The sequence below is a fragment of the Pseudomonas sp. FP215 genome (assembly GCF_030687795.1).
GTDB classification, from domain to species: domain Bacteria; phylum Pseudomonadota; class Gammaproteobacteria; order Pseudomonadales; family Pseudomonadaceae; genus Aquipseudomonas; species Aquipseudomonas salmasensis.
Genome location: NZ_CP117447.1, coordinates 1765433 through 1789379, shown reverse-complemented (window position 1 = coordinate 1789379; position 23947 = coordinate 1765433). Strand labels below are relative to the sequence as shown.

Here is a 23947-nt window from a genome sequence, read left to right as displayed (position 1 = left end):
AGTGTGCTTTGGCATCCAAATTCCTGTTATCAATCGGAAAAACCGTACGCAAAAACTTCCATATTGCTTTCACCAAAGGAGGAGGCGTTACCGCGACGCAGATAAAGCGTTCAATGCAGATCGCTGGTGACTCTACCAATGGCTTTCACTACTTGCTTTGCGCCTGACTGGATAGCTGCCATCGCCATACCTGCCTGTTCGGACAGTTCCAATAAAACGTTGGCTTGGTCTCTGCTGCACTGGACATGCAACGCGGCTTCGCCGGCCAATTCTCGATTTTGCCTGACCACACCGTTAATCTCCTGGGTGGCCGCACTGGTACGGCCGGCGAGCTTGCGCACTTCATCCGCCACGACAGCGAATCCTCGTCCATGCACTCCAGCGCGTGCAGCTTCGATAGCGGCGTTAAGCGCCAAGAGATTTGTCTGGGTGGCAATGGCGCCGATCGTGTCGACGATTGAAGCGATCAACTGCGACTGCGATTCAAGCGCGGTCATGCTGTCGGTCACCAAGGCCATCTGTTGGGAAATATTCTGTGTGCCGAGCACGGAGTCGGCGACCAGTTCCATCCCTCGGTTAGCTTTCACATCGGTATCTAGCGACACGTCGTAAGCCATGGTCGCTGCTTGTTTGATTCCGTCGGCTTTTTCAACTTGCTCGGTCACTACGCTGGCGAATTTGGCAATTTTATAAACCCGACCGGAAGCGTCTCTGATGGGATTGTAAGTGGCCTCCAGCCAAACCACTTTTCCGCTTTTATCTACCCGGCGAAAGCGACCAGCGTTAAACACGCCCTTGTTCAGACTCCTCCAGAATTCGTCGTAATGCGCCGACGCCACGTCCTCCGCCAGGCAGAACAGACGGTGATGCTTGCCCTGTATCTCCGCAAGGCTGTAACCCATCGCTTGGACGAACGATTCGTTGGCGTAGACGACCTCACCCGCGAGACTGAACTGGATCATCGCCATCGAGCGGTTCAGTGCGCTGAACATTTCGATAATCTCCTGTTCGTCCCGCGCCAGCGCAGGTGCAACCATGCCGTAGCCTTGAAACGTCCGGTTCGCTGCAGCGATCCAGCCTATATTGAGTGTCACAGCACGGCCGTCGGAGGCACGATAGCGTTGCCGTTCGATGGCGCACAGGTTGGGTGCAAAATCATTCTGCGGTTGCGCGTTGATGTTACTCATTACCATTTTTGAAAGCTGTTCCAGCGAGTATCCCAGCGTTTGCGCAAACCGCTGGTTGGCCGAGATAATCCGGCCAGCTCCATCGACACGTACTGAAAGAAACATTGCTTCGACGTCGGCGACTGTCCCGAGCGCCAGGCACAATTGCTCTTGGCAGGTAAAAAGAGCATTCTTCAACTGGCGATTAAACACGCTGAACTCCGGCATAAAAATTACAACAAAAAGGACATTGCTTAGTGATTAAATCGCTCCCCAAAATAACAAGCGAACTCGCGCTAACGCTCACACACACAGCGAATACCGCCAGGCTCGTTTCCTACTTCGCTCTCATCAACTCCCAACTCCATGCTGACACGGGCAATTGCAAAGTAGATTGACATGGCCCGCCGCATCAATTCGAGAAAGGCCGGACTCAACCCCACCAAACGTTTGTCGCATTTGAAATAGCCCTGTAACTGGCCTTCTTTGATCATGCGCTGCATGTGTGTTTTGGACACGCCCAGACGCGTTGAAAGCTCCACGTAAGAGGATACGTTGTAGCCGGTCTCTAACGAGCCGGTGCGCAGGGCATCGGCATAGAGTGCGAGCATCGGCAGATGACCGCCGTCCCGATTGAGAATCCATTTCGCTTCAGGCAACAGCTTGTCGAGCAGGAAGTCCCCTTCAAGTATCTTGGCAAACCCTCGAAAAAATACGCGCAATAGATCAACATTCTTCCCCACAACCGATAACCCACTGTCGTATGGAGAGATCATCTGCGAAGGCAGCAAATAAGATTTGATTAGCTGCACGGTATTGCTTAGCGCTTTTTCCGTAGGTCGGAAACTACGTTGACGCCCGTCCTGCACATGTAACCGAACATCCAGATATCCGGCAATGGACAAAAATGAACAATAAGAATCCAGGCTATTTCGAGACATATAGCCACGTTCGTAGCAGAATGCCTTTACTCTGGATAAAGGAACTTTCTCGTCTTTGTAGCTGAAGCTCAATAAAGACAGGGCAACCATGAATCGGTCATATTTCAACAAATTTTTATAAAATGAAGGCTTTTCTCGATAGCTTTCCATGACCAAATCGAAATGCAGCAGAACAGCTTCATCTATATTGTCTCGGGTCATTTCCGAACTGGTCTCTTTCAAATACTCAAGCAGATCAGTCTTGTTCATCGAAGTTACACAACCTTTAGCCGGCAATATCAAACTGCTACCATTCGCAATACGCACAGTATATGCGTATTCGAACCGCTGGCAGGTTCACCCCAAAAATGTTTTATGACCTGACGCGCTTCGATCGCAGCTCACCCGAGCGTGTCTGATCGATGCCCACCGGCCTAAAGGTGAGCTGCGTGCATGAATCTCTTCGACCAATAGCAGCCATCACCGCGTCACTATAATTCCCGCCCTTGCATCATGATGCTCGCCACGATCCATCAGGTTGGTAGAGCGGTTGGGTGAGAGGCGGATTTGCTCAATCTGAATTTGAATCTGAGCCAAGCCGATATTCAGGTTTGGGGTTCAGCGGACGTAGTTCAACGTCCGCTAATGGCCGATTTCTGCCGTTCGTGCAGGCCAGCAATCGCAAACCCGATGCCTAGAGCTAACCCCCCGGTATCTGATACACAACCGAATCATATTTTTCCGCCGTCCGCCTTTCGATGACGACTCCCCCCAGAGCTTCAGCAATACGTCGACTCGCACGGTTCTGCGTCGCAACAGGGTAAATGAAGTGCTTTGCCACCACCCACTGGCTAGCCCACTGAACAACCGCCTGCACCGCTTCACCACCAAACCCCAGCCCGTGTTTATCTTCACGGATCCAGATCCCCAACTCCGGCGTTTCACTGCCGGTATGGTGCAGCCCGACCAAGCCGATAAAACGAGCACCTACCCGCTCCCTGACCGTAAACACAATGTCGCTGCGATCCGCTATCGCAGGCAGCCACCGCCCCCAGACTTGCGCGTACTCTTCCAGCGAGGCAGGCGGTTCCCAGGACATGTAGCGAGTCAAAGACGGTGTGATACAAGCGAAAGACTCAACAGCGTCCTGCTCGCAGAAGGGCTCGATGCTCAGGCGTTGCGAGAGAATGCGGATTGGGTGGGTGTCCACTGGCATGGCCATTTCCTTCCTGGGTCCGTTACTCCATGTATGCCGTGAACATATCATGCGGGTCGCTTCATCAGTATCAGGCTCTCTATACTGAGCCCCAAAGATGGTAGTTGGAGCACCCAATATGCCCGTCGCACCCAATCAAAATTCCCCGATCATTTTGGTCCCGGTTCAACAAAGCGACTTGGATAATCTGGTAGCCATTCGAATCGAGGCCATGCGCGAAAGCCTGGAGCGTGTTGGGCGATTTGATCCAGCCCGGGCGCGGGAGCGGTTTGTTGGCGGCTTTGAAGCTCGCGACACACGCTATATCGAGGCATCTGGAGAGCGGGTGGGTTTCGTAGTGGTCAAACATCACCCCAATGAACTCTTGCTCGACCATTTGTATGTAAGGCCGAGCGCACAAGGGTCAGGGGTGGGGTCTGCTGTTCTTACGCAGATTTTCAAAGAGGCGGATGCGGCTGCGCTGCCTATTAAAGTGGGGGCTCTCAAAGAAAGCGCTTCGAATCGCTTTTATACCCGCCATGGCTTTCAGTTCATCGAAAGCAGTGAATTCGACAATTATTATGTTCGTCAGCCTGTTCCGGCGATTAGCGCTCATTCCGGAACCATGGGCTGACGTGCACTAGCCCTTCAGTTCACTAGCCCGATTGCTCGCCGCGTCGTCATACGCCACATACAACGACTCTGCAATTTGGCTTTTGATCGCCTTGGTGGCCTCCAACCCCAGCACAAAACCCTCGGCTTTACCGCCGGCTCGGTTGAGTTCTTCATGGGTGGAGGCGCCAGTAATAGCGTCAAGCAGCTTGGCGGCGTGGGGGCCGACGCCTTTGGGGAGGGAGATCTGGTCGATGGACATTATCGCTACCTTGAAAAATGGAGTTCGGGAGCGAGTGAAACCACTGCCGGGGCTGGCATGGTAGACCTGTTTGCCTTGAAAGGGGTCGCTTTACGCATAGCGGCGCTATTCTTTGCGGCTACGCAGTCATATGGGGCCATTGGTAAATCTGGAGGGGTTAATGGAGTATTGCGTTGAGGGCTACTGCCTTCGGCTATTGTCCTGCGACGATTTCGAGAGAGTCAGCCGTTACGAACGGGTCAACCGCAGGCATCTGCAACCTTGGGAGCCGCTCAGGGATGAGGAATATTTCACCATTGGCAACGCCAAGGCCAGGGTGGAGCAGCAGGTCAACAATATGCAAGCTGGCAACGCGCTATGTTTCCTCTTGCTTGAATCCGAAAGCGGAGAAGTTCTAGCGCGGTGTAACTACACGAACATTGTGAGGGGCGTTTTTCAGGCCTGTCATCTTGGCTTCTCGCTGGCGGAATCTGCCCAGGGTCGCGGCCTGATGAAAAGAACGCTTCAGGTCACTAATCAACACTGCTTTGAGCAGTTGGGTCTTCATCGGATCATGGCCAATCATTTGCCTCGCAATGTGCGAAGTGAACGCCTTCTGGAGTCGCTGGGGTTTGAGAAGGAAGGACATGCGCGAGCCTATCTGAAAATTGCTGGCGTTTGGGAGGACCATACGTTGAGGTCGTTGATTAACCCTGAACAATAAGCGCACCACCCACTCCACTCAGGAATAAGCTGATGTCTACCGAGCCCCTCTGCCTGGTTTTCGTACCCTCCCTGGCAGCCTTGCTGACAGCCGCCGAATCGAAAAAAGGCGCCCCTCTCAGCGAAGTCGAAGTGTGCGATATCCGCGACCAAGCTACTTGCATTGCGGTAACCTTCTCAACTGCGCTGGCGATGGAACAAGAGCGGGGTTACCCGGATATCGTTGCCGAGGATTGCTGGAATGAGTGGCAACGGTTGCGTCCGTCGCTTCAATAGCGCCCGCTCTGATCAGCATAGGTATCTACTCGACTCTGTAGCGTTCAACGGTCACCACGATGCGAAGCGAGCCGCTCTTGATCTTGCTCTTGATCTGCTTTTGATCTCAGGCGCCCCGTTAAACCACGCTGGCCGAACGCAGGCTTGAATTCGTGGGTAACCCGGCAGGACGCCGGGTTAGCCGCCCCGCGCCATGGATGGCGCGTGGCGGCGGCCCACGGATTCAAGACTGTGTTCGGGCACACCGAGCCTAGGCGAGGTGCCGAGTGGTGGGGCAAGAGCGTTTTGCTTACTTTTGCGCTTTTCAAAAGTGAGCCGCCGTCAGGGCGGAACCCTAGGTGGCCGTTACCGCTGAAATGGATATGTACTAGGTCCAACTGTGTTTACTGCAAGGTCGCCTTCGCGAGCAAGCCCGCTCCCACAGTTGGATTGTGGGGTGTCAGGTAGAAAAGTGGCGGCTGGCAGGCCGCCATCGCAGGCAAGCCAGCTCCCACAGTTGGATTGTGAGGTGTCAGGTAGATTGGCGTCGGCTGGTAGGCCGTCATCGCAGGCAAGCCAGCTCCCACAGTTGGATTTCGGAGCGTCAGATGGATATGCGCCGACTGTCAGGCCGTCACGGGAGCAAGCTCCCTCGCCACAGATTTAGCGTCGTGCCGAAGTTGTGTAGATAGCTATGCTCTGATCAGCGCCCCAACCCACTCCCAGGACTCCTTTATGCCGCCTGCCTCACGCGACCACGCCCGTATCGAACGCCATCTCATCGCAGCCCTGACCGACGCCTGCGAGATCGCAAAAGCTGAAATCCCGGGCTTCGAATGGCTGACGCACACCGTCGACTACCGCGCCTTCCCCCAAAGCCTGCGGGTGATCTGGGTGTTCGACAGTGTCGCGAGCAAGGCTCACGCCCTCGCGACCGGCGCGGACGCCCGTATGCGCGAGCTGACTACCGCCGCGCTGGATGACGCTGACGTGCACGTCCCGAACATCGCCCGCTGCGTCAGTTTCGACTCTGAAGAGGAATGCCACCTTCGGCATGGCGGCGATTGGCGTCGGCGGCTGGCTACTCTCTCGGCTCACTGAGCAAGGCGAGACCTTGCTACCCCACCTTGCACGTCAACCAAGCCCCCCAGAAAAGGCTGCTGAAGAAACGGGTCGCGTCGCCAAAGCCAGCGTCGTGCAACAGCTTCTGAACCGCAGCCTCGGAATGTGGAGGGTCGGCGCCTTGAAGAATTTTGCCGAGCTTGGCCTTCACTTCGTCCGAGCTCGCGCCATGCTGACGCCAGCGTTGGCCCCATGCCGCCAGCAGCAACGGCTGGCTGGCATACGCATAGTGATTGCCCGCGACAATCAGCGGTGCCCCCGGTTTCAAGTGCGCCCGAATCGATCTCAGCATCCGATCCTTGGCGTCATCCCCCTCCAGATGGTGGAGCACACCGATCAAGGTGGCGGCGTCGTATGATGCGTCTGCTGCCAGGTCTTCAAGCGTCCCGAGATGCAGGGTGGTTCTATCAAGCAAGTGGTTGGCTTCCAACTGCTGCCTTGCCGCGTCGAGCATCGGCTGGGAGGGATCAACCGCCATGAAGCGCCATTCCGGTTCAAGGCTGGCCATGGCGATGATCTCCTGCGCCGTACCGCCGGCGCCGACCACAAGTACCTTGGCCGAAGGGGCATCACCAAGGCTTGCCGCGAGCATGCAGGCTGCCAGGTCCTGGCACGCGTCATAGCCCGCCAACGCGATACGGCTTTGTCGTGCGTACTCGTTGGCTCTTGAGGTATCGAATTTGTCAGCAGGATTGGATGAGGATGAGTTCAAGGCGGTTCTCCGTGGCCTTGACGCAAATTACGTTAACCGTGGCAGTAAGAAAAATGCATTAATTTTATGTGCTGCATTCCCGTGGGGAATGCGGGAGCGTACGAGTGGAGAGGTTGCAGGATCGTACAAGCCTGCTGACCGCTTGCTTGGATAGTCTGGCCTTCTCATCGACAGGAAGATCCCGCATGACTCAAGCACAGCCTGTAAACCTTGCTCAAAAAGCCTCGCTCATCGACCAGCAATGGAGCCCAAGAGTGGTCGCCGAAATGAACGACTACCAGTTCAAGGTCGTGCGTATCGAGGGTGAATTCATTTGGCATTCGCACCCCGAAACCGATGAAGCGTTCCTGGTGCTTGAAGGCACGTTGCGTATCGACCTGCCGGATGGCCCGGTGTATGTGAAGCCGGGTGAGTTGTATGTGGTGCCGCGTGGCATTGAGCACAGGACGGCGGCCGAGGGCGAAGCCAAGCTGATGATGATCGAGCCAAGGGACATTCTGAATACCGGGCATGAAGGCGGTGAGCGTACCGCGTTGAATGACCAGTGGATTTGAGTAGGCCGCTGGCCCCTGTAGGAGCGAGCTTGCTCGCGAAAAACGTCAACGATAACGCGTGCTGCCTGAATGAACGCGGCGCCTGTGAATTTTTCGCGAGCAAGCTCGCTCCTACAGGGGGCAAGAGGGCAAGCCCTATCGCCTCTGAATCTGCACCGTGGCAAACGTCGGCTCATCACGCGCCTGCTCCAGTGCATTCCTGGGCTGTTGCGGGGCCCGGGATTGCCCCTCTGGCCGTAACGCAGGCGGCGGATGCAGGCGCATGTCCGAGCGCTCATCGCTGGGCGCGACGCCGAAGAAATCCCGATAGCACTTGGAAAAATGCGGCGTGGACACAAAGCCGCAAATCACCGCCAATTCGACAATAGAAATGGGCGTCTGCATCAGCAACTGGCGGGCACGGGTCAGGCGCAGTTTGAGGTAATAGCGCGATGGCGTGCAGTACAGGTGCTTCTGGAACATGCGCTCCAACTGGCGTCGGGACACGTGCACGTAGGCGGCCAGTTCGTCGAGGTCGATGGGTTCTTCCAGGTTGGCTTCCATCAGGGCCACCACTTCTTGCAGCTTGGGCTGTTGCGTGCCGAGCAGGTGTTTGAGCGGCACGCGTTGGTGGTCGCGCTCGTTGCGAATGCGCTCGTACACGAACATCTGGGAAATCGCCGCCGACAGCGTGTGCCCGTGATCGCGGCCGATCAGGTGCAGCATCATGTCCAGCGGCGCAGTGCCGCCAGAGCTGGTAAAGCGGTTGCCATCGAGCGTGAATACGCTGGAGCTGACTTTGACGCGGGTAAACGCCTCCTGCATCGACGCCATCAGCTCCCAATGCACGCTGCACTGGAAGCCATCGAGCAACCCCGCCTGGGCCAGTGCCCAACTGCCGGTGCACACCGCGCCGAGACGTTTACAGTACAGGCGCGCCTGGCTGCGCAACCAGGCGATGAGCGCAGGGCTGATAGCCTGTTGAATGCCCACGCCGCCGCACACGATCACCGCATCGAAGCCGCGCTGGTCCTGCGCGCACGCGTCCGGGGTCACCGACACGCCATCGCTGGCCCACACCGGCTGGCCGTCCAGGCTGAGTGTTTGCCAACGGTAGAGTTCTTCGCCCGCCAATTGATTGGCCATGCGCAGCGGCTCGACCGCACACGACAGCGATATCAGGGTGAACTGGTCCAACAGCAAAAAGCCGATGGTCTGGCAAACAGGTGCCTCGGTTTCCATCACCGCTACCCCACAGGCGTGATCAGGAATGTTCCAGCGCCACCGGCTTGGGTGCCCGGTTGTGCTGACGCGCCGTGACCAGGCCGATAAAGGAAATCACCAACGCTAGGCCAATGGTCGAGGACACTTCGGTGCGGTGCTCGGGCGTCACCATCATCACCCCCAGGGCCAGGCAGATGAACACGATCACCAGGTAAGTCAGCCAGGGAAACAGCCACATGCGAAAGGTCAGCTCAACCTTTTGCCGCACCAGCAACCGACGCATGCGCAGTTGCGAGATAGCGATCACCAGGTACACCAACAACGCAATCGCCCCGGAGCTGGCGAGCAGGAACTGGAACAACCCGGCAGGCATGAAATAGCTCAACAACGTAACGCCCGCGCCGATGATGGTGCTGGCGATCACCGCCGCCCGGGGCACGCCCGCCTTCGAGGTGATTTTAAGCGCCGCTGGCGCATCGCCGCGCTTGCCGAGGGAGAACAACATGCGCGAGGAAATGTAGATTGAAGAGTTCATGCAACTGGCCACCGCAATCAACACCACCACATCGACCATGAACTTGGCGTTGGGGATGTTCATAATTTCCAGTGCGCGCTGATAGGAACCCACAGAGGCCAACAGTGGGTCGTTCCAGGGCACCACGGAAATCACGACGGAGATCGACAGCAGGTAGAACACGCCAATGCGCCAGATCACCGAGCGGGTGGCCTTGGCGATGTTCTGCGCGGGGTTGCTTGATTCCGCTGCGGCGATGGTCACCGCCTCAGTGCCGATGAAGCTGAACATGATGGTGATAAACGCGCCCACCACCGCCGACAGGCCGTTGGGGGCAAAGCCGCCGTGTTCCTCCATCAAGCGGCTCAAGCCGCTGGCTTCACGATCCGGGATCCAGCCCATGAGTACGCTGAAGCCCAGGCCGATAAAACCGACGATGGCAATCACCTTGGCCATGGCGAACCAGAATTCGAATTCGCCGTACTTGGCCACGCTGAACAGATTGGTGATCACCAGCAAAACGATTGAGATCAACGCAAACAGCCACGCATCCACCTGAGGAAACCACTGGTTGAGCACATGCCCGGCAGCCAATGCCTCGATGGGAATGACCAGCACCCAGAACCACCAATACAACCAGCCAATGGTGAACCCCGCCCAAGGGCCGATGGCCTGGTCGGCGTAGGTGGAAAACGACCCAGTGTCCGGGCGCGCCACCGCCATTTCCCCCAGCATGCGCATGACCAGTACCACCAGCAGGCCGGAGAACAGATAGGCCAACAACACTGCAGGCCCGGCGGCGGCAATCGCATGACCGGAGCCGACAAACAACCCCGCGCCGATAATGCCAGCGATGGACAACATGGTCACATGGCGCGGCTTGAAGCCCTGCGCCAGCTGACCGTTGGAATTGTTGCAGTTGAGGCTAGTCATTGTTTTTGTTGTTCTCGGGCGGCCAATGACCTTCACCTTAAGTGCCCGAGGCCAGGCACAAGTAGCCTGGTTACGCCACCATCGTGTCTGATATCGACATGGGGAATGGTGGCACTCTGAGGTAACGCGCGGCGCGCCCTACTCTTGCGCGCTGCGTATCAACGACCCGAACAGCTCGCCACGCGGCATCTTGCTCAGCTCGATATCGGCATTTTCAAACCACTCCCGCCCGGCTTCCGGGTGCGGCCCGCTCAGCACCACCACGCCACGTTCGTAGGTGTATCGCGCCGCCGCCACGTCGCCATTGTGGTAGGTGGCGATGATCTTGTAGGGCGCCGCGGCGTTGGCTTTGGGAAAGTACGGGCCGTCCTGATAGAACACAGAGTCAGGCTGCCCGTCCCACGTCACCTGCACGGCGGCGTCGTCAATGCCGGCCACTTCAAAACCGGGGCGGCCGGCTTCGGTGTCCAGCGCCTGGGGGATCAGGCCGAGGTTGTTGTCGTCGGCCAGGTAGGCGCCCATGCACAGGCCCAGGTAGCGGCCGCCCTTGGCGACGTAGCCGCGGATGGCCTCGGCACGCGCCTCGCCCAGGCTGTCGAGCGCGGCCGGGATGTCCTGGCCGCCACCGGGCTGCACGTAGAGGTCATAGCGCGCCAGGTTTTGTGGAGTGATGTCGATGGGTTCGTCGGCGCCGACGAAGTCGATCTGGTAGTTGGGGTTGAGACGCTGCAGGGCGGTTTTCACGTTTTCCGAGCAATCCCGGCAACCTGCCGGGCCTCGGTAGATGGCGACATGGGTGATGGGGCCTGCGCCGTGTACGGGTAAAGGGTGCAGCGTCGCAACGGCGAGAAACGTGGCAGCGAGGGCGGGCAGTTTCATGGGGGCAGGCTCAACGGTCAGTTGAATGGGTTTGATCCAGTGGTCGCAGCGCCAAGCCTATAACGATGAGCCTTTTGAATTCGTGAAGAGTTGTAAATCCACGTGGGCCATTCATCCACTTCCCAGCATCTGCCATAACGACGCGCCTACTCCGGTAATGCTCTCACCGGCGATCAGCCCCGCCGCTGCCGTGATCGCAAAGCGCTGCGTCACGCTCGGCCAGCGACAGCTCACCGCCCAGGTCATGATCGCGCCAAGGGCCATCATCAGCGACACCGACGCTGGCAAAACAAACGCCAGTCCCAAGGCTGCCGCACTCGGCAGGTAGCGGGCGCGATGGGTGGGTAATGTGCTGTCGAGTATGCCCAGCAGCACGCCGAACAAGCTTGCAATGCCGATGGCCCAGCGGATGCTTGGGGACAGTGAATCCAAACCGTGGGTCAGGGTTTGGGCCACGGCTTTCCAGGTGGCGACGGCCGGGGCTGGCCATTGTTCGGTGAGCAGCATGGTTTGAGGGTCGGGAATCAACGCCAGGTAGGCGAATACACCGACAATACTGCCGACGAAAATCCCCAGGATTTGCGCGATGACCTGCTTATGAGGCGTGGCGCCAATCGCCTTGCCCACCTTGAAGTCGTTCATCAAATCCGTGCATTGCCCCGCCGAACCGCCGGCCGTGTTGGCGCTCATCAGGTTGATCGGCACCTGGCCCGGCGCAACGATGCCGAAACTCAGTTGGGACAGTTGCCCGATGGCGCCAATCGGTGGAATACCGGTGGCGCCCACCACCCGCGCCGCCACGGCGGCCAGGCAGATCGCCAGGGGAATGGTCAGCAGCGCCATCCCGAGGTTGATACCGAACAACAGCGCTTGCAGGCTCACCACCAACGCAATCGCCAGGGCGAACCCCACGGCAGGCCCGGGCTTGGGAACCGTCCAAGGCGTGCCGCCAGCCGCTCGGGTTGAGCGATGCAAAGCCCACAAACGAATTGCCAGGGACGCCAGGGTGGAACACACCATCAGGCTCACCCCCGGCCACAGCAGCCATTCCACCAGCGCGGCAAATTGCGGGCCGCTGCTGCCGGCGGGCAGGCTCACCAGGCCGCTGGTCAACAGCCACGGCCCCAGGCCGCCCCAGGCCAGCAAGGCGCCGAGTAACAGGGTCAGGCCTACGCGAATGCCGATGATGCCGCCGAACCCCAGCAACAGCAGCGAAGGGTCTGCGGTGAAGGTCAGGCGCTCCAATTGGGCGTTCGGCGACCAGCGCGGGAAGGCCCACATGAAGGTATCCACCCACTTGACCAAGCCGGACAACAGCGCCGCGCCGAGCAGCACTTTCAAGCGCGTCGCCGCTTCACGGCCATGGTTGTAGATGTGCAGCAGGGTTTCCAGGGTGGCCATGCCTTCGGGAAACTTCAGCGCCTTGTCATTGAGCAATGAAGGCCGCAGGTACCAGGCGATCCAGATCCCCAGAAAACTCACCGAAAACACCCAGGCGATCATTGGCAGCGCCGCCAGCTGGTTGCCCGTGAGCAAGGTATAGGCCGGGATGGGCGCGACCAGCCCGCCGGAAATGATCGACGCCGCGGCCGAGGCCACGGTCTGGTTGATATTGCTTTCGTGGAGGGTCCACGGCAGGTGTTCAGCGGAGCGCCGGGCCAGGCCTTGCCAGATGCCATAGCCGATCAGCAAGGCGATGATCGACATATTGAACGACCAGCCGATCTTCAAGCCCGCGTACACGTTGGAAGGGGTGAGCAGGATACCCAGCACGATCCCGGTGATGACCGCCCGCAGGCTTAGTTCGCGCTCTACGGGGACGCTTGAGGAGGTGGAGTGCATGCAGATTCCTTTCGGGAAAAGCCAGTGCCACCTTTTAAGTGAGCACCGGGAGACTCGAAGGTTCACCTGGCGAAGCGGGTTGTAAAACCGGGAAAGAGGGAACCCTGCTAGCCTTCTGTAGGAGCGAGCTTGCTCGCGAAAAACGTCAACGATAACGCGTGCTTCCTGGATGAACGCGGCGCCTTTGGGTTTTTCGCGAGCAAGCTCGCTCCTACAGGAGGTGGTGTGTCGGTGGGCCCGCTATTTGGCGAACGCGTATTCCCCGCCCCGCTCCACCGCCTTGCGATAAGCCGGGCGTGCCTGGAGTTTTTGTACCCAGGCCGCCAGGTTTGGATAGGCCTGTAATTTGCCCTGGGCCTGGGCGATTTCACCAATAAAGCTCATCTGGATATCCGCCCCGCTGAGTGCGTCCCCCACCAGATAAGGCGTGTGCCCCAGCACGTCATTCAGGTAGCCGAGGTAGTTGGCCAGCTCCGATTCAATCCGCGGATGCAGCGGTGCGCCCGCTTCACCCAGGCGCCCCACGTAGAGGTTGAGCATCAATGGCAGCATGGCCGAGCCTTCAGCAAAATGCAGCCATTGCACATAGCTGTCGTAGGCGTCGGTGGCCGGGTCGGGTTGCAGTTGGCCGTTGCCGTGGCGACGGATGAGGTAGTCGATGATTGCAGCAGATTCGATCAGCACGCGGGAACCGTCTTCGATCACCGGGGACTTACCCAGCGGGTGGATGGCCTTGAGTTCAGGCGGCGCCAGGTTGGTCTTGGCGTCGCGCTGGTAGCGCTTGATGTCGTAGGGCAGGCCCAGTTCTTCAAGCGCCCATAGGATACGTTGCGAGCGGGAATTGTTGAGGTGGTGAACAGTGATCATCGAGGCAACACCTTGGGGGATTTAAGAGAAGACTACAGCGTAGCGGTGAAGTGCCGCGAATGTCGCTCAGGCGAGCAACTGATCGATCCACTTCACCTGTTGCGCGATCTCCTGCACTTTCTGCTCGGGCACCACCTGCCGCGCTTGTTCGAGGCTGGCCAATGTCTTGCGTTTCTCGCGCACTATACGTTGCCACTTCGCAAGGAATTCCGGGCTACGCGTCTGCATTTGCAACGGACCGAAGTACAGCTGCTCAGCGGTATAGGTCATCGCCTCGTTGCGTTCGGCGACGATGATTTCGTAGTAGAAGCGGTTTTCCCGCAGCAACTCTTCATGGAGGATCTGGTAGCCGTTCTCCATCAACCATCGTCGCAGCGGCTGCTCACCGCCGTTGGGTTGCAGGATCAAGCGTTCCCGCCCGTTCAACCGCACCTTGCCGCTGTCGAGAATGTCGCGGATGGTCTCGCCACCCATGCCGCACAGGCTGATGGCGGTGATGTCGTCGGCCGACTCGATGGCTGCCAAACCATCGGCCAGGCGCACCGTGATGTGCTGCGCCAAGCCGTTGTCGGCCACGGTACGGTTGGCCGCCTGAAACGGTGTAGCGGCCACTTCCCCCGCCACGGCTGCCGCAATAGCGCCACGGCGCATCAACGCCACAGGCAAGTAGGCGTGGTCCGAGCCGATATCGGCCAGGCGGGCACCGGCCGGCACATGTGCGGCCACGCGCTCCAGGCGCTGGGACAAGGTGTGTTCGTTCAACGGTGGTTCCTTAGGATTGCCCGGAAAATCGATCCCGGCTGTTGGTCAAGTGCAGCACCATGGCCGCCCGTGCGGCGTCCGGGTCCTGGCGCTTGATAGCGTTGTAGATGGCCTCGTGTTCCAGGTTCGCCAACTGCCCCAGTTGAGCAAAGTCCGCGCCGCCGCGCTCGACGGCATTCACCTGGGTACGCGGAATCATCGCCGTGCCCAGGTGCTGCATGATGTCGGTGAAAAACGTATTGCCGGTGGCCTCGGCGATCAGTTGGTGAAAGCGCTTGTCCTCCTCCACGCAGCTGTCGTTGTTGGCCAGGGAGGCTTGGTAGTCGTCCAGCGCCTGGCGCATGTGGGCCAGTTGCACTTCGCTCCTGCGCAGCGCGGCCAAGGCCACCGCTTGCACTTCCAGGCCCAGGCGCAGTTCGAGCATGTTGCGCACGCTGGCGACTGTGTCCACGTGCAAGCGCAAGCCTGGCTGGGTGTGCTGCGCCAGCACAAAGGTGCCGATGCCGTGACGCGTCTCCACCAGCCCCGACGCCTGCAGCTTGGACAAGGCTTCACGCACCACGGTACGGCTCACCCCATGCTCAAGCACGATGGTGGATTCGGACGGCAGTTTTTCACCCGGCTTGAGTTGCCCCAGCTGGATGCGCTGGGTCAGCGCCTCGACCACACGCTGGGCCAGGTTGGCGGAACGTTTACGCACAGGCGGTGTGCTTTTAATCGGCATCGAGACGGGTCCACGGGGTTGGGCTGGGGGGAGCTTATCACCCTGAGCGCACGGGGCGACGGGTGGCGGCGAAAAACACCTAACTTGTATGACAACATACTCATCCCACCTCACCCTACCATGTCTTCGCTTTGAGAGAAGCGCATACGCCTAGCCGTCAACAACGGGGGTAAACCCAATGAAATCTGGCAAATAACCAAAATAGCCAACCTCAGCACCGGCTTATAAGAACAAAATCACCCCTCACAGGATTGCGGCTTTCAAAAAACAACTTGTATGATGTCTGGCAACAAAACACCAAACCCGCATAAAAATAATCAGGGGGAGTTTTCATTCGTGAAGCATTCAAGCCCAGCGTCAGCCGCACCCGAAAATGATTCAGCGCTCACCCGCGCCGTGAGCAAAGTGAAGGGCCATGTGCTCCCACTGTTCGTGGTCATGTTCATCCTCAACTACATCGACCGGGTCAATATCGGCTTCGTGCGCACGCACATGGAGCATGACCTGGGCATCGGCGCAGCCGCCTACGGCTTCGGCGCCGGGCTGTTCTTCATTGGCTATGCGCTGTTCGAAGTGCCGTCCAACATGCTGCTGCAAAAAGTCGGCGCGCGTATCTGGCTGACCCGCATCATGTTCACCTGGGGCATCGTTGCCACGCTGATGGCGTTTATCCAGAACGAAACCCACTTCTACATCCTGCGTTTCCTGCTGGGCGTGGCAGAGGCAGGGTTCTTCCCCGGCGTGATCTATTACTTCACCCGCTGGTTGCCCGGCGTGGAGCGTGGCAAGGCCATCGCGATCTTCCTCAGTGGCTCGGCGGTGGCGTCATTGATCTCCGGGCCGTTGTCGGGCGCGTTGTTGCAGATCGAAGGCTTTGGTTTACATGGCTGGCAATGGATGTTCGGCATTGAGGGCCTGGCTTCCGTGGCTCTGGGTTTCTTCGTATGGTTCTGGCTCGATTCCAAGCCCCACGACGCCAAATGGTTGAGCCGCGAAGAACAGGATGCGCTGGTGGGCGCCATCGATCAGGAACAACGTGATCGCGAAGCCCTGACTACGGTAAAACCCACTATCGGCAAGCTGCTCAAGGATCGCCAGATCCTGCTGTTCTGCGCTCTGTACTTCTGCATCCAATTGACGATCTACGCCGCCACTTTCTGGCTGCCCAGCATCATCAAAAAGATGGGCGACCTGAGTGATGTACAGGTGGGGTTCTTCAACTCGATCCCGTGGCTGATCTCGATCATTGCCATGTACGCCTTCGCCTCGTTGTCGGGCAAGTTCAAGTTCCAGCAGGCCTGGGTCGCGGCGGCGCTGTTGATCGCCGCGGTGGGGATGTTCATGTCCACCACGGGCGGGCCGATCTTCGCCTTCGTTGCGATTTGCTTTGCGGCCATCGGTTTCAAATCCGCGTCTTCGCTGTTCTGGCCGATCCCCCAGGGCTACCTGGATGTACGCATCGCCGCCGCCGTGATCGCGCTGATCAACTCCATCGGCAACCTGGGCGGCTTTGTCGCGCCGACCACCTTTGGCTTTCTGGAACAAACCACCGGGTCAATCCAGGGCGGGCTGTATGGCCTGGCCGGCACCTCGGTGCTCGCGGCCATCCTGGTGTTCTTTGCCAAGACCTCACCCTCTGCCGTAACGGCCGTGGCCAGCAGCGCCGCCATCAGCAAACCTCTTTGAACTCAGCCAGGAACGCGCCATGAATACCCCTGTAGTCACCCACTTCCAAGTCATTCCCGTCGCCGGCCACGACAGCATGCTGCTCAACCTCAGCGGCGCCCATGGCCCTTTCTTCACGCGCAATATCGTCATCCTCAAGGACAGCAGCGGCAACACCGGCGTGGGCGAAGTGCCCGGCGGCGAGCGCATTCGCCAAACCCTGGAAGATGCTCGCAGCCTGGTGATCGGTCAGCCGATTGGCCAATACCAGCGCGTGCTCAACCAGATGCGCAGCACCTTTGCCTCGCGGGACGCTGGCGGTCGCGGCCTGCAAACCTTCGACCTGCGCATCACCATCCACGCCGTCACCGCCATGGAGGCCGCCCTGCTCGACTTGCTGGGCCAATTTCTTGAGGTGCCGGTGGCGGCCCTGCTCGGTGAAGGACAACAGCGCGATGCGGTAAAAATGCTCGGCTACCTCTTCTATGTGGGAGATCGTAACGCCACCGACCTGGCCTACCGCAACGAGGCCGACGCCGATGACGACTGGTTCCGCCTGCGCCATGAAACAGCCCTGAGCGCCGACGCGGTGGTGCGCCTGGCCGAAGCGGCCAAGGCCAAATACGGTTTCAACGACTTTAAGCTCAAGGGCGGCGTATTGAGTGGCGACGCAGAAATCGAAGCCGTCACCGCGCTGGCCGAGCGCTTTCCTGATGCGCGCATCACCCTTGACCCCAACGGCGCATGGTCGCTGAAGGAAGCCATCCGCCTGTGCCGCGACCAGCATCATGTGCTGGCCTACGCCGAAGACCCCTGCGGCGCAGAAAACGGCTACTCGGGCCGCGAAGTCATGGCCGAATTCCGCCGCGCCACGGGCCTTAAAACCGCCACCAATATGATCGCCACCGACTGGCGCGAAATGGGCCACGCCATCCAGTTGCAATCGGTGGACATTCCCCTCGCCGACCCGCACTTCTGGACGATGCAAGGCTCGGTGCGCGTCGCGCAAATGTGCAACGACTGGGGCCTGACCTGGGGCTCGCATTCCAACAACCACTTCGATATCTCCCTGGCGATGTTTACCCAGGTGGCGGCGGCCGCGCCCGGCGAGATCACCGCCATCGACACCCACTGGATCTGGCAGGACGGCCAGCGCCTGACCCGGGAGCCGTTGAAGATCGAAGGGGGCTACGTAAAGGTGCCGGCCAAGCCGGGCCTAGGTGTGGACATCGATATGGACGCGGTGGCCAAGGCTCATGAACTGTACAAAGGCATGGGCCTTGGAGCGCGGGATGACAGTGTGGCGATGCAATTCTTGATTCCGGGTTGGGGCTTTGATAACAAGCGGCCTTGTTTGGTGCGGTAAATCGGCTTTAGGAATGCTCAGCGCCATTTGAGCGTGACGCAAAAAATCCGATGCCCAAACAGGCATCGGATTTTAGTCAGATCAGAAGCTTAGCGGTTTGACCTCTGGCACGTCTGCCAGAGGTCTCTTTGCGCTACTGCCGATTGGCGACCGCCAGATCCGCCGCATCCTCTTCCAGGCCAGAGAGAGCAGTGCCATTGATCAGCGGCCCATAACGGCGGCTGAATTCCCAGTTGTAGGGCACGTGGTCTTTGTTGATGCCGTTGTCCCAATTCACCGACCAGGTCATCAGGCCCTTGATCGACAATCTTTTGTCGTGCAAACGCTTGAAGGTATTGGTCACGGCTGTTGGGTTGATCACATAACCGGTGGCAGCCGCGTCGACGTTCGCCGGCAGGCCAATGACGAACTTGTCTGCCGGGATTTTGGTAAACCCGCGCGTTCCGCTCACCAGGCTTTCGGTCAGGTAAAACAGGAAGTCCTCTTTCATCGCGTCGTTGTTCTGGGCAATCCAGGCGCCGTTGCCCTTGTTGACCTCCTGCACCCAGATGCCGTCGCCACCCTGGTTGTAATACTGCGGGGCAATGAAGTCGTAATAGCCTTCCAGCGCCTGGATGTAACCGACGTATTTGCCGGCAGTGGTGAGGTACGGAAACTCCGGCGCCATGCTGATGATGAAGTGTTTGCCTTGACCTGCGTAGTGGTCCTTGACCAGTTTCAAGGCGGCGTGCAGGACAGTCTTGTTGTCGGCGAAATCAATCGCGCTCTGTTCAAGATCGATATCCAGGCCATCAAAGCCATAGGTTTCCACCAGGCGGATAATCTCGTTGGCCAGTGGCTGTTCGTTGCCTTTATGCAGTTCGATGTGTGCATCGGCGCCGCCAAGGGAAATCAGTACCGCCCTGCCCTGGCTGTTCAGCACGCCTACCTGGCGACGAAACTCGGCGTCGGACAGGTTGTACGGCTTGAAGGTTGGGATACCGTTGCCCTTCATGAAGGCCACGGCCACCACGTTGTAATCCTTGGGTACATCCGCCAGGCTGATATTGGCGAATTGGCCACGCTGGTAGCCATCGCTCGGGCCGGCAGGCCAGTTGTGCCAGAAGCCCATGCGGATCTTTTTGCCGGCAATGCTCGGCATCAGCGAAGCGGCATCGTTGAGCGGCGATTGCAGTGAGGTAAAGTCAATCTTTGACATGTTCTAATCCTTCAGAACGCGTGGGTTTAACGGTGCGGGCTTATTTGAAGTCCACATCGAAGGCTTGATAGAAGGCGTTGCCGGTGTTGGCGACGATCCACATCAACACAATCACATGCTGGCCCTTTTTGTTGGCCGGCAGTTTCACTTCATGATTGACCTTGGCCTTCAGCTCGCCTGCATGGCTGTAGTAAGGCACCTGGGCATAGAAGTCTTCAGCGAACGGCTGGGTTTCCAGTTGTGCGCGGGTGATGCGCTGTTTCGGGTCCCAACCATCCTTGGTGATCAGCCAGCGATAGCCACGGGTGGTATGCGGCGCGGTGTATGCCCAGGTGACCTTGAAGGTCTGGCCCGGCTCGACATTGAGCAACGGCCAGGTGAAGGCGCGGCCGAGTTTCTTGGCCATTTCCTCGTGGGTGAAGTTGACGCAGTCACGGGCATCGGTCTTGCCACCGCTGAGGATAAAGCCGTCGGCGGGAGGGGTGACGCTGTCACTGTCGGTTTGATAAGGCGCCGGGAACGGACCGGCCGTCAGTGCCGGGAAGTTCTTGCCGCCTTCCATTTCATTGACCTGCCAGGTCTCCAGCAGGCCGAGATCCACGGCGACTGCGCCACGGCTGGAAGGGGATGTGACACGACCATGGCGAAGAGGTGTCTGGGTTTGTGGTTTGTTCATTTTGTAACTCCATTGGTTTGATTAAGAACTCTCCTTTCTTGAAGGAGAGGACCTCAACCTAACGGAGTGGCTTTTTTTTGCCACAGGCCCATTTTTCACTCATTTTCGGTTCATGAGCGCGCAGACCTGCAAATACTGGATATATAAACAGTATTATAGGGAAACCCTTACGCTTCCAGAGGTCGATTTCCTACAAGACCATGCGCATTTCAATACAGCTTCTCTGTACCGATGGCAGCCGTTTTTTTAGGGGGGGTCGCAGTAATCGGTCGCACCGTCAGTTCCACCCCCAATGCCAGCATCAGCTTCTGGACCGTCTCATAACGCGTCTTTGAGCCGCCTTTCAGGGTTTTATACAGGCTCTCCCGATTCACCCCCGCCGCTTCGGCAACCTTGTTCACACCCTGGGCCTTGGCAACCTCGGCCAGCGCCTTCATAAGGACTTGCGGGTCATGGCACGCCATGCTTTGCGCAAGATAGGCACTGATGGTTTGCGGGCTATCAAGGAAGCGTGAAGCCTCATAGGCACTGGTGCCGGATGTATCCAGCTCGAGGATCGGCATGTCCTCGGGTTTGAATATCGACTTACTCATGTCATTGACCTCTCAAGGCATCGAGAATCTCTTTTGCCCGCTTGATTCCTCGTTTCTGGTCGGTTTTATCGCTTCCCCACAGCATCAGGTAAGCGGTGATGCCCGTGCGCACAAAGTAAATCCTGTAGCCGGGCCCGACAAACACACGCATTTCACTCATGCCATCGCCTACAGGCTGGCAATCGCCAAAATTGTTTTCTTCGGCTCGATCCAGGCGGATCAGCACAGCCGTTTTTCCCCACACATCCCTCATACCGTCGAGCCATGTATCGAACTCGGGCGTCCTGCCAATCGTATTGATCACAGAGTCACATGTAGCCTACTGGCTACTCCTTGTAGATGCCAGTGAATTTTTAATGTTGGTGTGCACCGCAAGAAAAAATCCTAGTCCAGCCGCCGCGCAGGCAGCCGAGCAATACTATTAGCGCTTGTGTCCTCAAGACCGAAACGTTGCGTCGCGACTGAGGCATCCTCTCTGTAGGAGCGAGCTTGCTCGCGAAGAACGTAAAGATAATGTGTTCATCCAGAATGAACGCGGCGCCTATGGTTTTTCGCGAGCAAGCTCGCTCCTACAGGGAGGGAGTGGGCCGGCGTTGATGTAGACCCGTCCTACAGCAAGCTGCACCACCTTGCTCCATTGCCTACAGTTGCGTCAGAATCTGCCGGCTTGTGCGCTTGGATGGGCGTCTCTAAGGTGGCTCGGTCGCTGACAACTCAGTGATCGGGTTTAGTAGCCCGAGGGTCAATTACACTTAGTGCATGAGCTTCATCTATCAGACGTTCCTGTCTGTGCCTGATGGTGGCTGTGCGTAGGGCGCCTTCGGGCGCGCCGGCTTTGTGTAATTCCCCGGTCTACTAACCTGCGTACAGCTGCCACCCTTTCGTTTAGTAGCGAAACGGTGTCGGCCCCATTCAGGAATTACGCATATGTACAAAGTCACGCCCAACCCTCCAAACGATCCAAACCTGAAGCTTGATCAGGCAGCCCGTCGTGCGATCGATCACGCCCTCACCCCCAACGCCGAGCCCCCTCCTCCATCCTCGACACCGCTGTTCAGTGTTGCCGACGACGCCAGCAATGAAATGCTCATCGCCAACAGCTATGAAACCTTTTCCTCAGTAACCGCCCTGCTGCTTGACCTGTCGGATGAACTGACGGGCAAACAGCGCGACGTCGCGTTGGCAATTCATCAGCTAAGTGAATTGGGAATGCTGTTGGTCGATAAGTTGATGGAACGCGAGGCTGCTGTAGCGGCTGGCTAAACGTTCAACACGCCCAAAAAAAGCCGAGCCGTCGCGCCCCAAGACGACTCGGTTTTTTTGCCAAAGCAGGGGTTGACCTTAAAGCGAGGTTTAAGGTGAGCATGCACGAACCGGCAGGATTACTGGACTCTGGATCATGCTCAAAACCCTTATTTCTTTTGCGTTGGTCGTGATAGGTGGCGCGCTTATGACATTTGCACAGGCTGAACCCGGCCCTTCCACGGCCGCTGCGAACAATCGCCAGATCCTGGTGATCATGACCAACCACGCCAGCTACCCCTCAAGGACCGATACCACGGGCCTGTGGCTGACCGAGCTGACGCATTTCACCGAGGTCGTGGAAGCGGCTGGCTACACGACGGTGTTTGCCAGCCCCAAAGGGGGTGCTGTGCCTCTGGATGAGCGCAGCCTCGGCTGGCTGTACATGGACAAGGCGGCGCGTGAACAGCTGCAGTCCCCAGCCTTTCGCGCCCGGCTGCAACACACGCTGCCCATTGCCGATGTCGATCCGGCGCAATTTCGCGCGATCTACTTCACCGGCGGCCACGGTGTCATGTGGGACTTCCCAGGCAACCTCGACCTGCAACGTGTCGCCCAAACCATTTACAACCAGGGCGGCATCGTCTCGGCTGTGTGCCACGGTGTGGCGGGCCTGCTGGATCTGAAGGATGAACAGGGCAACGCGATCATCAAGGGCAAAAACATCACCGGCTTCTCCAATCGCGAAGAGCTGCTGTCGGGCATGAAGCGTGAGGTGCCGTTCTTGCTTGAAGACCGGCTGCTGAGCCAAGGGGCGCGTTACCGCAAGGGCTGGGTGCCGTTCACCTCATTTGTCATCACCGATGGCCGCCTGATCACGGGCCAGAACCCGCAATCGCCCAAGGCCGTCGCACTCGCCGTGATAACCGAGCTGTCCCACGAACGATAGCGCCTAGCCCCTCCCTGGAGAAAACCGATTGAACATCCCAAGCGCCGTTTTAACCGCATTGCTGCTCACCCCTTTTGCCAACCTTGCGTTGGCGGGAACACCCGAGATGCCCAGCCCGAACGACACAACCCACATCGATATCGCCGGCCAACAGGTGCCCGTCGTCAAAGGCGGCTTGTACGACCGCTTTCGCTCCAACCCGCCGTTGTCGGTGATTGCGACCGAAGTGCCTGGGATTGATTTAAGCTGGTTCAAAGGGTTGCAAAAGCACAAGGTCGACATCGGTTTTGAATCCTACTCACCCAATTTTTACTACCAGAACAGTCGGGTAACAGCGGTCTATACGGCTGACATCGATAAGCTTCGGGCGTTGATGCCACCGCAGGTACTGGCCGCCGTGCAGCCCTTGCAAGTCTGGCCGGGTCGCGGACTGATCGCGTTTACTGCGTATACCTATGAGCATTGCGATAACGACGCCTATAACGAAGTCGCCGTGTCGATCATCACTAACAAACCTGGCAAAGCCAACCTGGGCCCCTTTACGCTGGTGGGCCAGTCGATGTCGCAGGACTTTTGGGGCTATGTGCTCAAGCTGCCGGTGAATACCGAGCTGGCGCGGGTGCGCGGGGTGGTCGGTTACAACCTGCCGAAATGGCTCACCGGCATCGATCGCAAAGAGGATGGGTACTCAGTGGTGTATGACATTACCGATAGCAAGACCGGCAAACTGGACGTGTCGTTCAAGGCTAAAAAGCTTGAGAAGCTGTCCCGTGATGTGGACCTGGTCACCAGCAGTTTCACCAACCTCGATCACCACGGCCAACTGGCCTACGGCTATGCGGTTTCCCGCCAGCTCAGCCATGGCTCCAGCCGTGACGCAGACTCAGCCACCCTCACGCTGGGCGATGGCAGCCTGTCCGATTACCTGCGCGCCCTCAAGCTGGGGAAAATGCTGAAGTACGAATACGTACCCGAGTTCCAGAGTGCACTCTATGCGCCAGAGCCGCTCGTCAACCTGATTGGTGAACGCTGAA

The 23947-nt window shown here is 58.4% G+C and carries 24 protein-coding genes and 3 pseudogenes; 10 read left to right on the top strand and 17 right to left on the bottom strand.

Features of this window, described 5'->3' with window-relative positions; translation table 11 throughout:
• Positions 1-110 precede the first annotated feature (110 nt).
• The 4 genes and pseudogenes from PSH76_RS30725 to PSH76_RS08020 all read right to left on the bottom strand — a co-directional run.
• Positions 111-476 (bottom strand): annotated as a pseudogene (locus PSH76_RS30725) (methyl-accepting chemotaxis protein); the annotation flags it as partial.
• Between the two features lie 186 nt (positions 477-662).
• Positions 663-1292 (bottom strand): annotated as a pseudogene (locus PSH76_RS30720) (PAS domain-containing protein); the annotation flags it as partial.
• A gap of 170 nt (positions 1293-1462) precedes the next feature.
• A complete protein-coding gene (locus PSH76_RS08025) occupies positions 1463-2356 on the bottom strand; it encodes a hypothetical protein (protein WP_305493866.1) in 894 nt (297 codons plus the stop codon).
• A 430-nt stretch (positions 2357-2786) separates the two neighbouring features.
• Positions 2787-3302, bottom strand: a complete 516-nt coding sequence (locus PSH76_RS08020) for a GNAT family N-acetyltransferase (RefSeq protein WP_305493865.1) — start codon at positions 3300-3302, stop codon at positions 2787-2789.
• Positions 3303-3420: 118 nt separating this feature from the next.
• Between PSH76_RS08020 and PSH76_RS08015 the strand changes: the two genes are divergently transcribed.
• On the top strand, positions 3421-3915 hold the full coding sequence (locus tag PSH76_RS08015) for a GNAT family N-acetyltransferase (RefSeq protein WP_305493864.1): 495 nt from the start codon (positions 3421-3423) through the stop codon (positions 3913-3915).
• A gap of 6 nt (positions 3916-3921) precedes the next feature.
• Here PSH76_RS08015 and PSH76_RS08010 read toward each other — a convergent pair whose 3' ends face one another.
• Positions 3922-4155 (bottom strand): hypothetical protein, encoded by a 234-nt coding sequence (locus PSH76_RS08010; protein ID WP_020302473.1) that lies wholly within the window; start codon positions 4153-4155, stop codon positions 3922-3924.
• 160 nt (positions 4156-4315) lie between these two features.
• Between PSH76_RS08010 and PSH76_RS08005 the strand changes: the two genes are divergently transcribed.
• From PSH76_RS08005 to PSH76_RS07995, 3 genes are all read left to right on the top strand, one after another.
• Positions 4316-4858, top strand: coding sequence for a GNAT family N-acetyltransferase (locus tag PSH76_RS08005; RefSeq protein ID WP_305493863.1), 543 nt, complete (start codon positions 4316-4318; stop codon positions 4856-4858).
• Positions 4859-4890: 32 nt separating this feature from the next.
• Positions 4891-5133, top strand: a complete 243-nt coding sequence (locus PSH76_RS08000; protein ID WP_305493862.1) for a hypothetical protein — start codon at positions 4891-4893, stop codon at positions 5131-5133.
• 714 nt (positions 5134-5847) lie between these two features.
• The gene (locus tag PSH76_RS07995; RefSeq protein ID WP_305493861.1) at positions 5848-6213 is read left to right on the top strand and encodes a hypothetical protein; all 366 of its coding nucleotides are present in this window, start codon (positions 5848-5850) and stop codon (positions 6211-6213) included.
• 16 nt (positions 6214-6229) lie between these two features.
• On the opposite strand, the gene PSH76_RS07990 is transcribed toward PSH76_RS07995, so the two are convergent.
• The gene (locus PSH76_RS07990; RefSeq protein ID WP_305493860.1) at positions 6230-6946 is read right to left on the bottom strand and encodes a class I SAM-dependent methyltransferase; all 717 of its coding nucleotides are present in this window, start codon (positions 6944-6946) and stop codon (positions 6230-6232) included.
• Positions 6947-7131: 185 nt separating this feature from the next.
• Between PSH76_RS07990 and PSH76_RS07985 the strand changes: the two genes are divergently transcribed.
• Positions 7132-7500 carry a cupin domain-containing protein gene (locus tag PSH76_RS07985; RefSeq protein ID WP_305493859.1) on the top strand — a complete coding sequence of 123 codons (369 nt, stop codon included), beginning with the start codon at positions 7132-7134 and terminating at the stop codon, positions 7498-7500.
• Positions 7501-7635: 135 nt separating this feature from the next.
• On the opposite strand, the gene PSH76_RS07980 is transcribed toward PSH76_RS07985, so the two are convergent.
• From PSH76_RS07980 to PSH76_RS07950, 7 genes are all read right to left on the bottom strand, one after another.
• Entirely contained in the window at positions 7636-8721 is a 1086-nt protein-coding gene (locus PSH76_RS07980) for a GlxA family transcriptional regulator (RefSeq protein WP_138762951.1), read from the bottom strand.
• Between the two features lie 22 nt (positions 8722-8743).
• Positions 8744-10150, bottom strand: a complete 1407-nt coding sequence (locus PSH76_RS07975; RefSeq protein WP_305493858.1) for an amino acid permease — start codon at positions 10148-10150, stop codon at positions 8744-8746.
• A 138-nt stretch (positions 10151-10288) separates the two neighbouring features.
• Positions 10289-11029: a BPL-N domain-containing protein gene (locus PSH76_RS07970; protein ID WP_305493857.1), complete on the bottom strand. Its 741-nt coding sequence runs from the start codon at positions 11027-11029 to the stop codon at positions 10289-10291.
• Between the two features lie 111 nt (positions 11030-11140).
• Complete coding sequence (locus tag PSH76_RS07965) at positions 11141-12871, bottom strand: OPT family oligopeptide transporter (RefSeq protein ID WP_305493856.1); 1731 nt, start codon at positions 12869-12871, stop codon at positions 11141-11143.
• 240 nt (positions 12872-13111) lie between these two features.
• Complete coding sequence (locus PSH76_RS07960; RefSeq protein ID WP_305493855.1) at positions 13112-13738, bottom strand: glutathione S-transferase family protein; 627 nt, start codon at positions 13736-13738, stop codon at positions 13112-13114.
• 66 nt (positions 13739-13804) lie between these two features.
• Positions 13805-14500: a tRNA (adenine(22)-N(1))-methyltransferase TrmK gene (locus PSH76_RS07955; protein WP_305493854.1), complete on the bottom strand. Its 696-nt coding sequence runs from the start codon at positions 14498-14500 to the stop codon at positions 13805-13807.
• 10 nt (positions 14501-14510) lie between these two features.
• The gene (locus PSH76_RS07950) at positions 14511-15224 is read right to left on the bottom strand and encodes a FadR/GntR family transcriptional regulator (protein WP_305493853.1); all 714 of its coding nucleotides are present in this window, start codon (positions 15222-15224) and stop codon (positions 14511-14513) included.
• A 336-nt stretch (positions 15225-15560) separates the two neighbouring features.
• On the opposite strand from PSH76_RS07950, the gene PSH76_RS07945 reads away from it, so the two are divergent.
• Both PSH76_RS07945 and gudD read left to right on the top strand, forming a co-directional pair.
• A complete protein-coding gene (locus tag PSH76_RS07945) occupies positions 15561-16910 on the top strand; it encodes an MFS transporter (RefSeq protein WP_305493852.1) in 1350 nt (449 codons plus the stop codon).
• Positions 16911-16929: 19 nt separating this feature from the next.
• Positions 16930-18255, top strand: a complete 1326-nt coding sequence (gene gudD, locus PSH76_RS07940; RefSeq protein ID WP_278916118.1) for a glucarate dehydratase — start codon at positions 16930-16932, stop codon at positions 18253-18255.
• A 196-nt stretch (positions 18256-18451) separates the two neighbouring features.
• Here gudD and PSH76_RS07935 read toward each other — a convergent pair.
• The 4 genes and pseudogenes from PSH76_RS07935 to PSH76_RS07920 all read right to left on the bottom strand — a co-directional run.
• Positions 18452-19453: pseudogene (locus tag PSH76_RS07935) on the bottom strand (chitinase); the annotation flags it as partial.
• A 40-nt stretch (positions 19454-19493) separates the two neighbouring features.
• Positions 19494-20129 (bottom strand): lytic polysaccharide monooxygenase auxiliary activity family 9 protein, encoded by a 636-nt coding sequence (locus tag PSH76_RS07930; protein ID WP_056785932.1) that lies wholly within the window; start codon positions 20127-20129, stop codon positions 19494-19496.
• A 209-nt stretch (positions 20130-20338) separates the two neighbouring features.
• Entirely contained in the window at positions 20339-20722 is a 384-nt protein-coding gene (locus tag PSH76_RS07925) for an addiction module antidote protein (protein ID WP_305493851.1), read from the bottom strand.
• Position 20723: 1 nt separating this feature from the next.
• Complete coding sequence (locus PSH76_RS07920) at positions 20724-21026, bottom strand: type II toxin-antitoxin system RelE/ParE family toxin (protein ID WP_032896084.1); 303 nt, start codon at positions 21024-21026, stop codon at positions 20724-20726.
• A 623-nt stretch (positions 21027-21649) separates the two neighbouring features.
• Between PSH76_RS07920 and PSH76_RS07915 the strand changes: the two genes are divergently transcribed.
• From PSH76_RS07915 to PSH76_RS07905, 3 genes are all read left to right on the top strand, one after another.
• Positions 21650-21985 (top strand): DUF6124 family protein, encoded by a 336-nt coding sequence (locus tag PSH76_RS07915; RefSeq protein WP_305493850.1) that lies wholly within the window; start codon positions 21650-21652, stop codon positions 21983-21985.
• A gap of 187 nt (positions 21986-22172) precedes the next feature.
• Complete coding sequence (locus PSH76_RS07910; protein WP_305493849.1) at positions 22173-22913, top strand: type 1 glutamine amidotransferase domain-containing protein; 741 nt, start codon at positions 22173-22175, stop codon at positions 22911-22913.
• A 106-nt stretch (positions 22914-23019) separates the two neighbouring features.
• The gene (locus tag PSH76_RS07905) at positions 23020-23946 is read left to right on the top strand and encodes an acetoacetate decarboxylase (ADC) (protein WP_305494443.1); all 927 of its coding nucleotides are present in this window, start codon (positions 23020-23022) and stop codon (positions 23944-23946) included.
• Position 23947 lies beyond the last annotated feature (1 nt).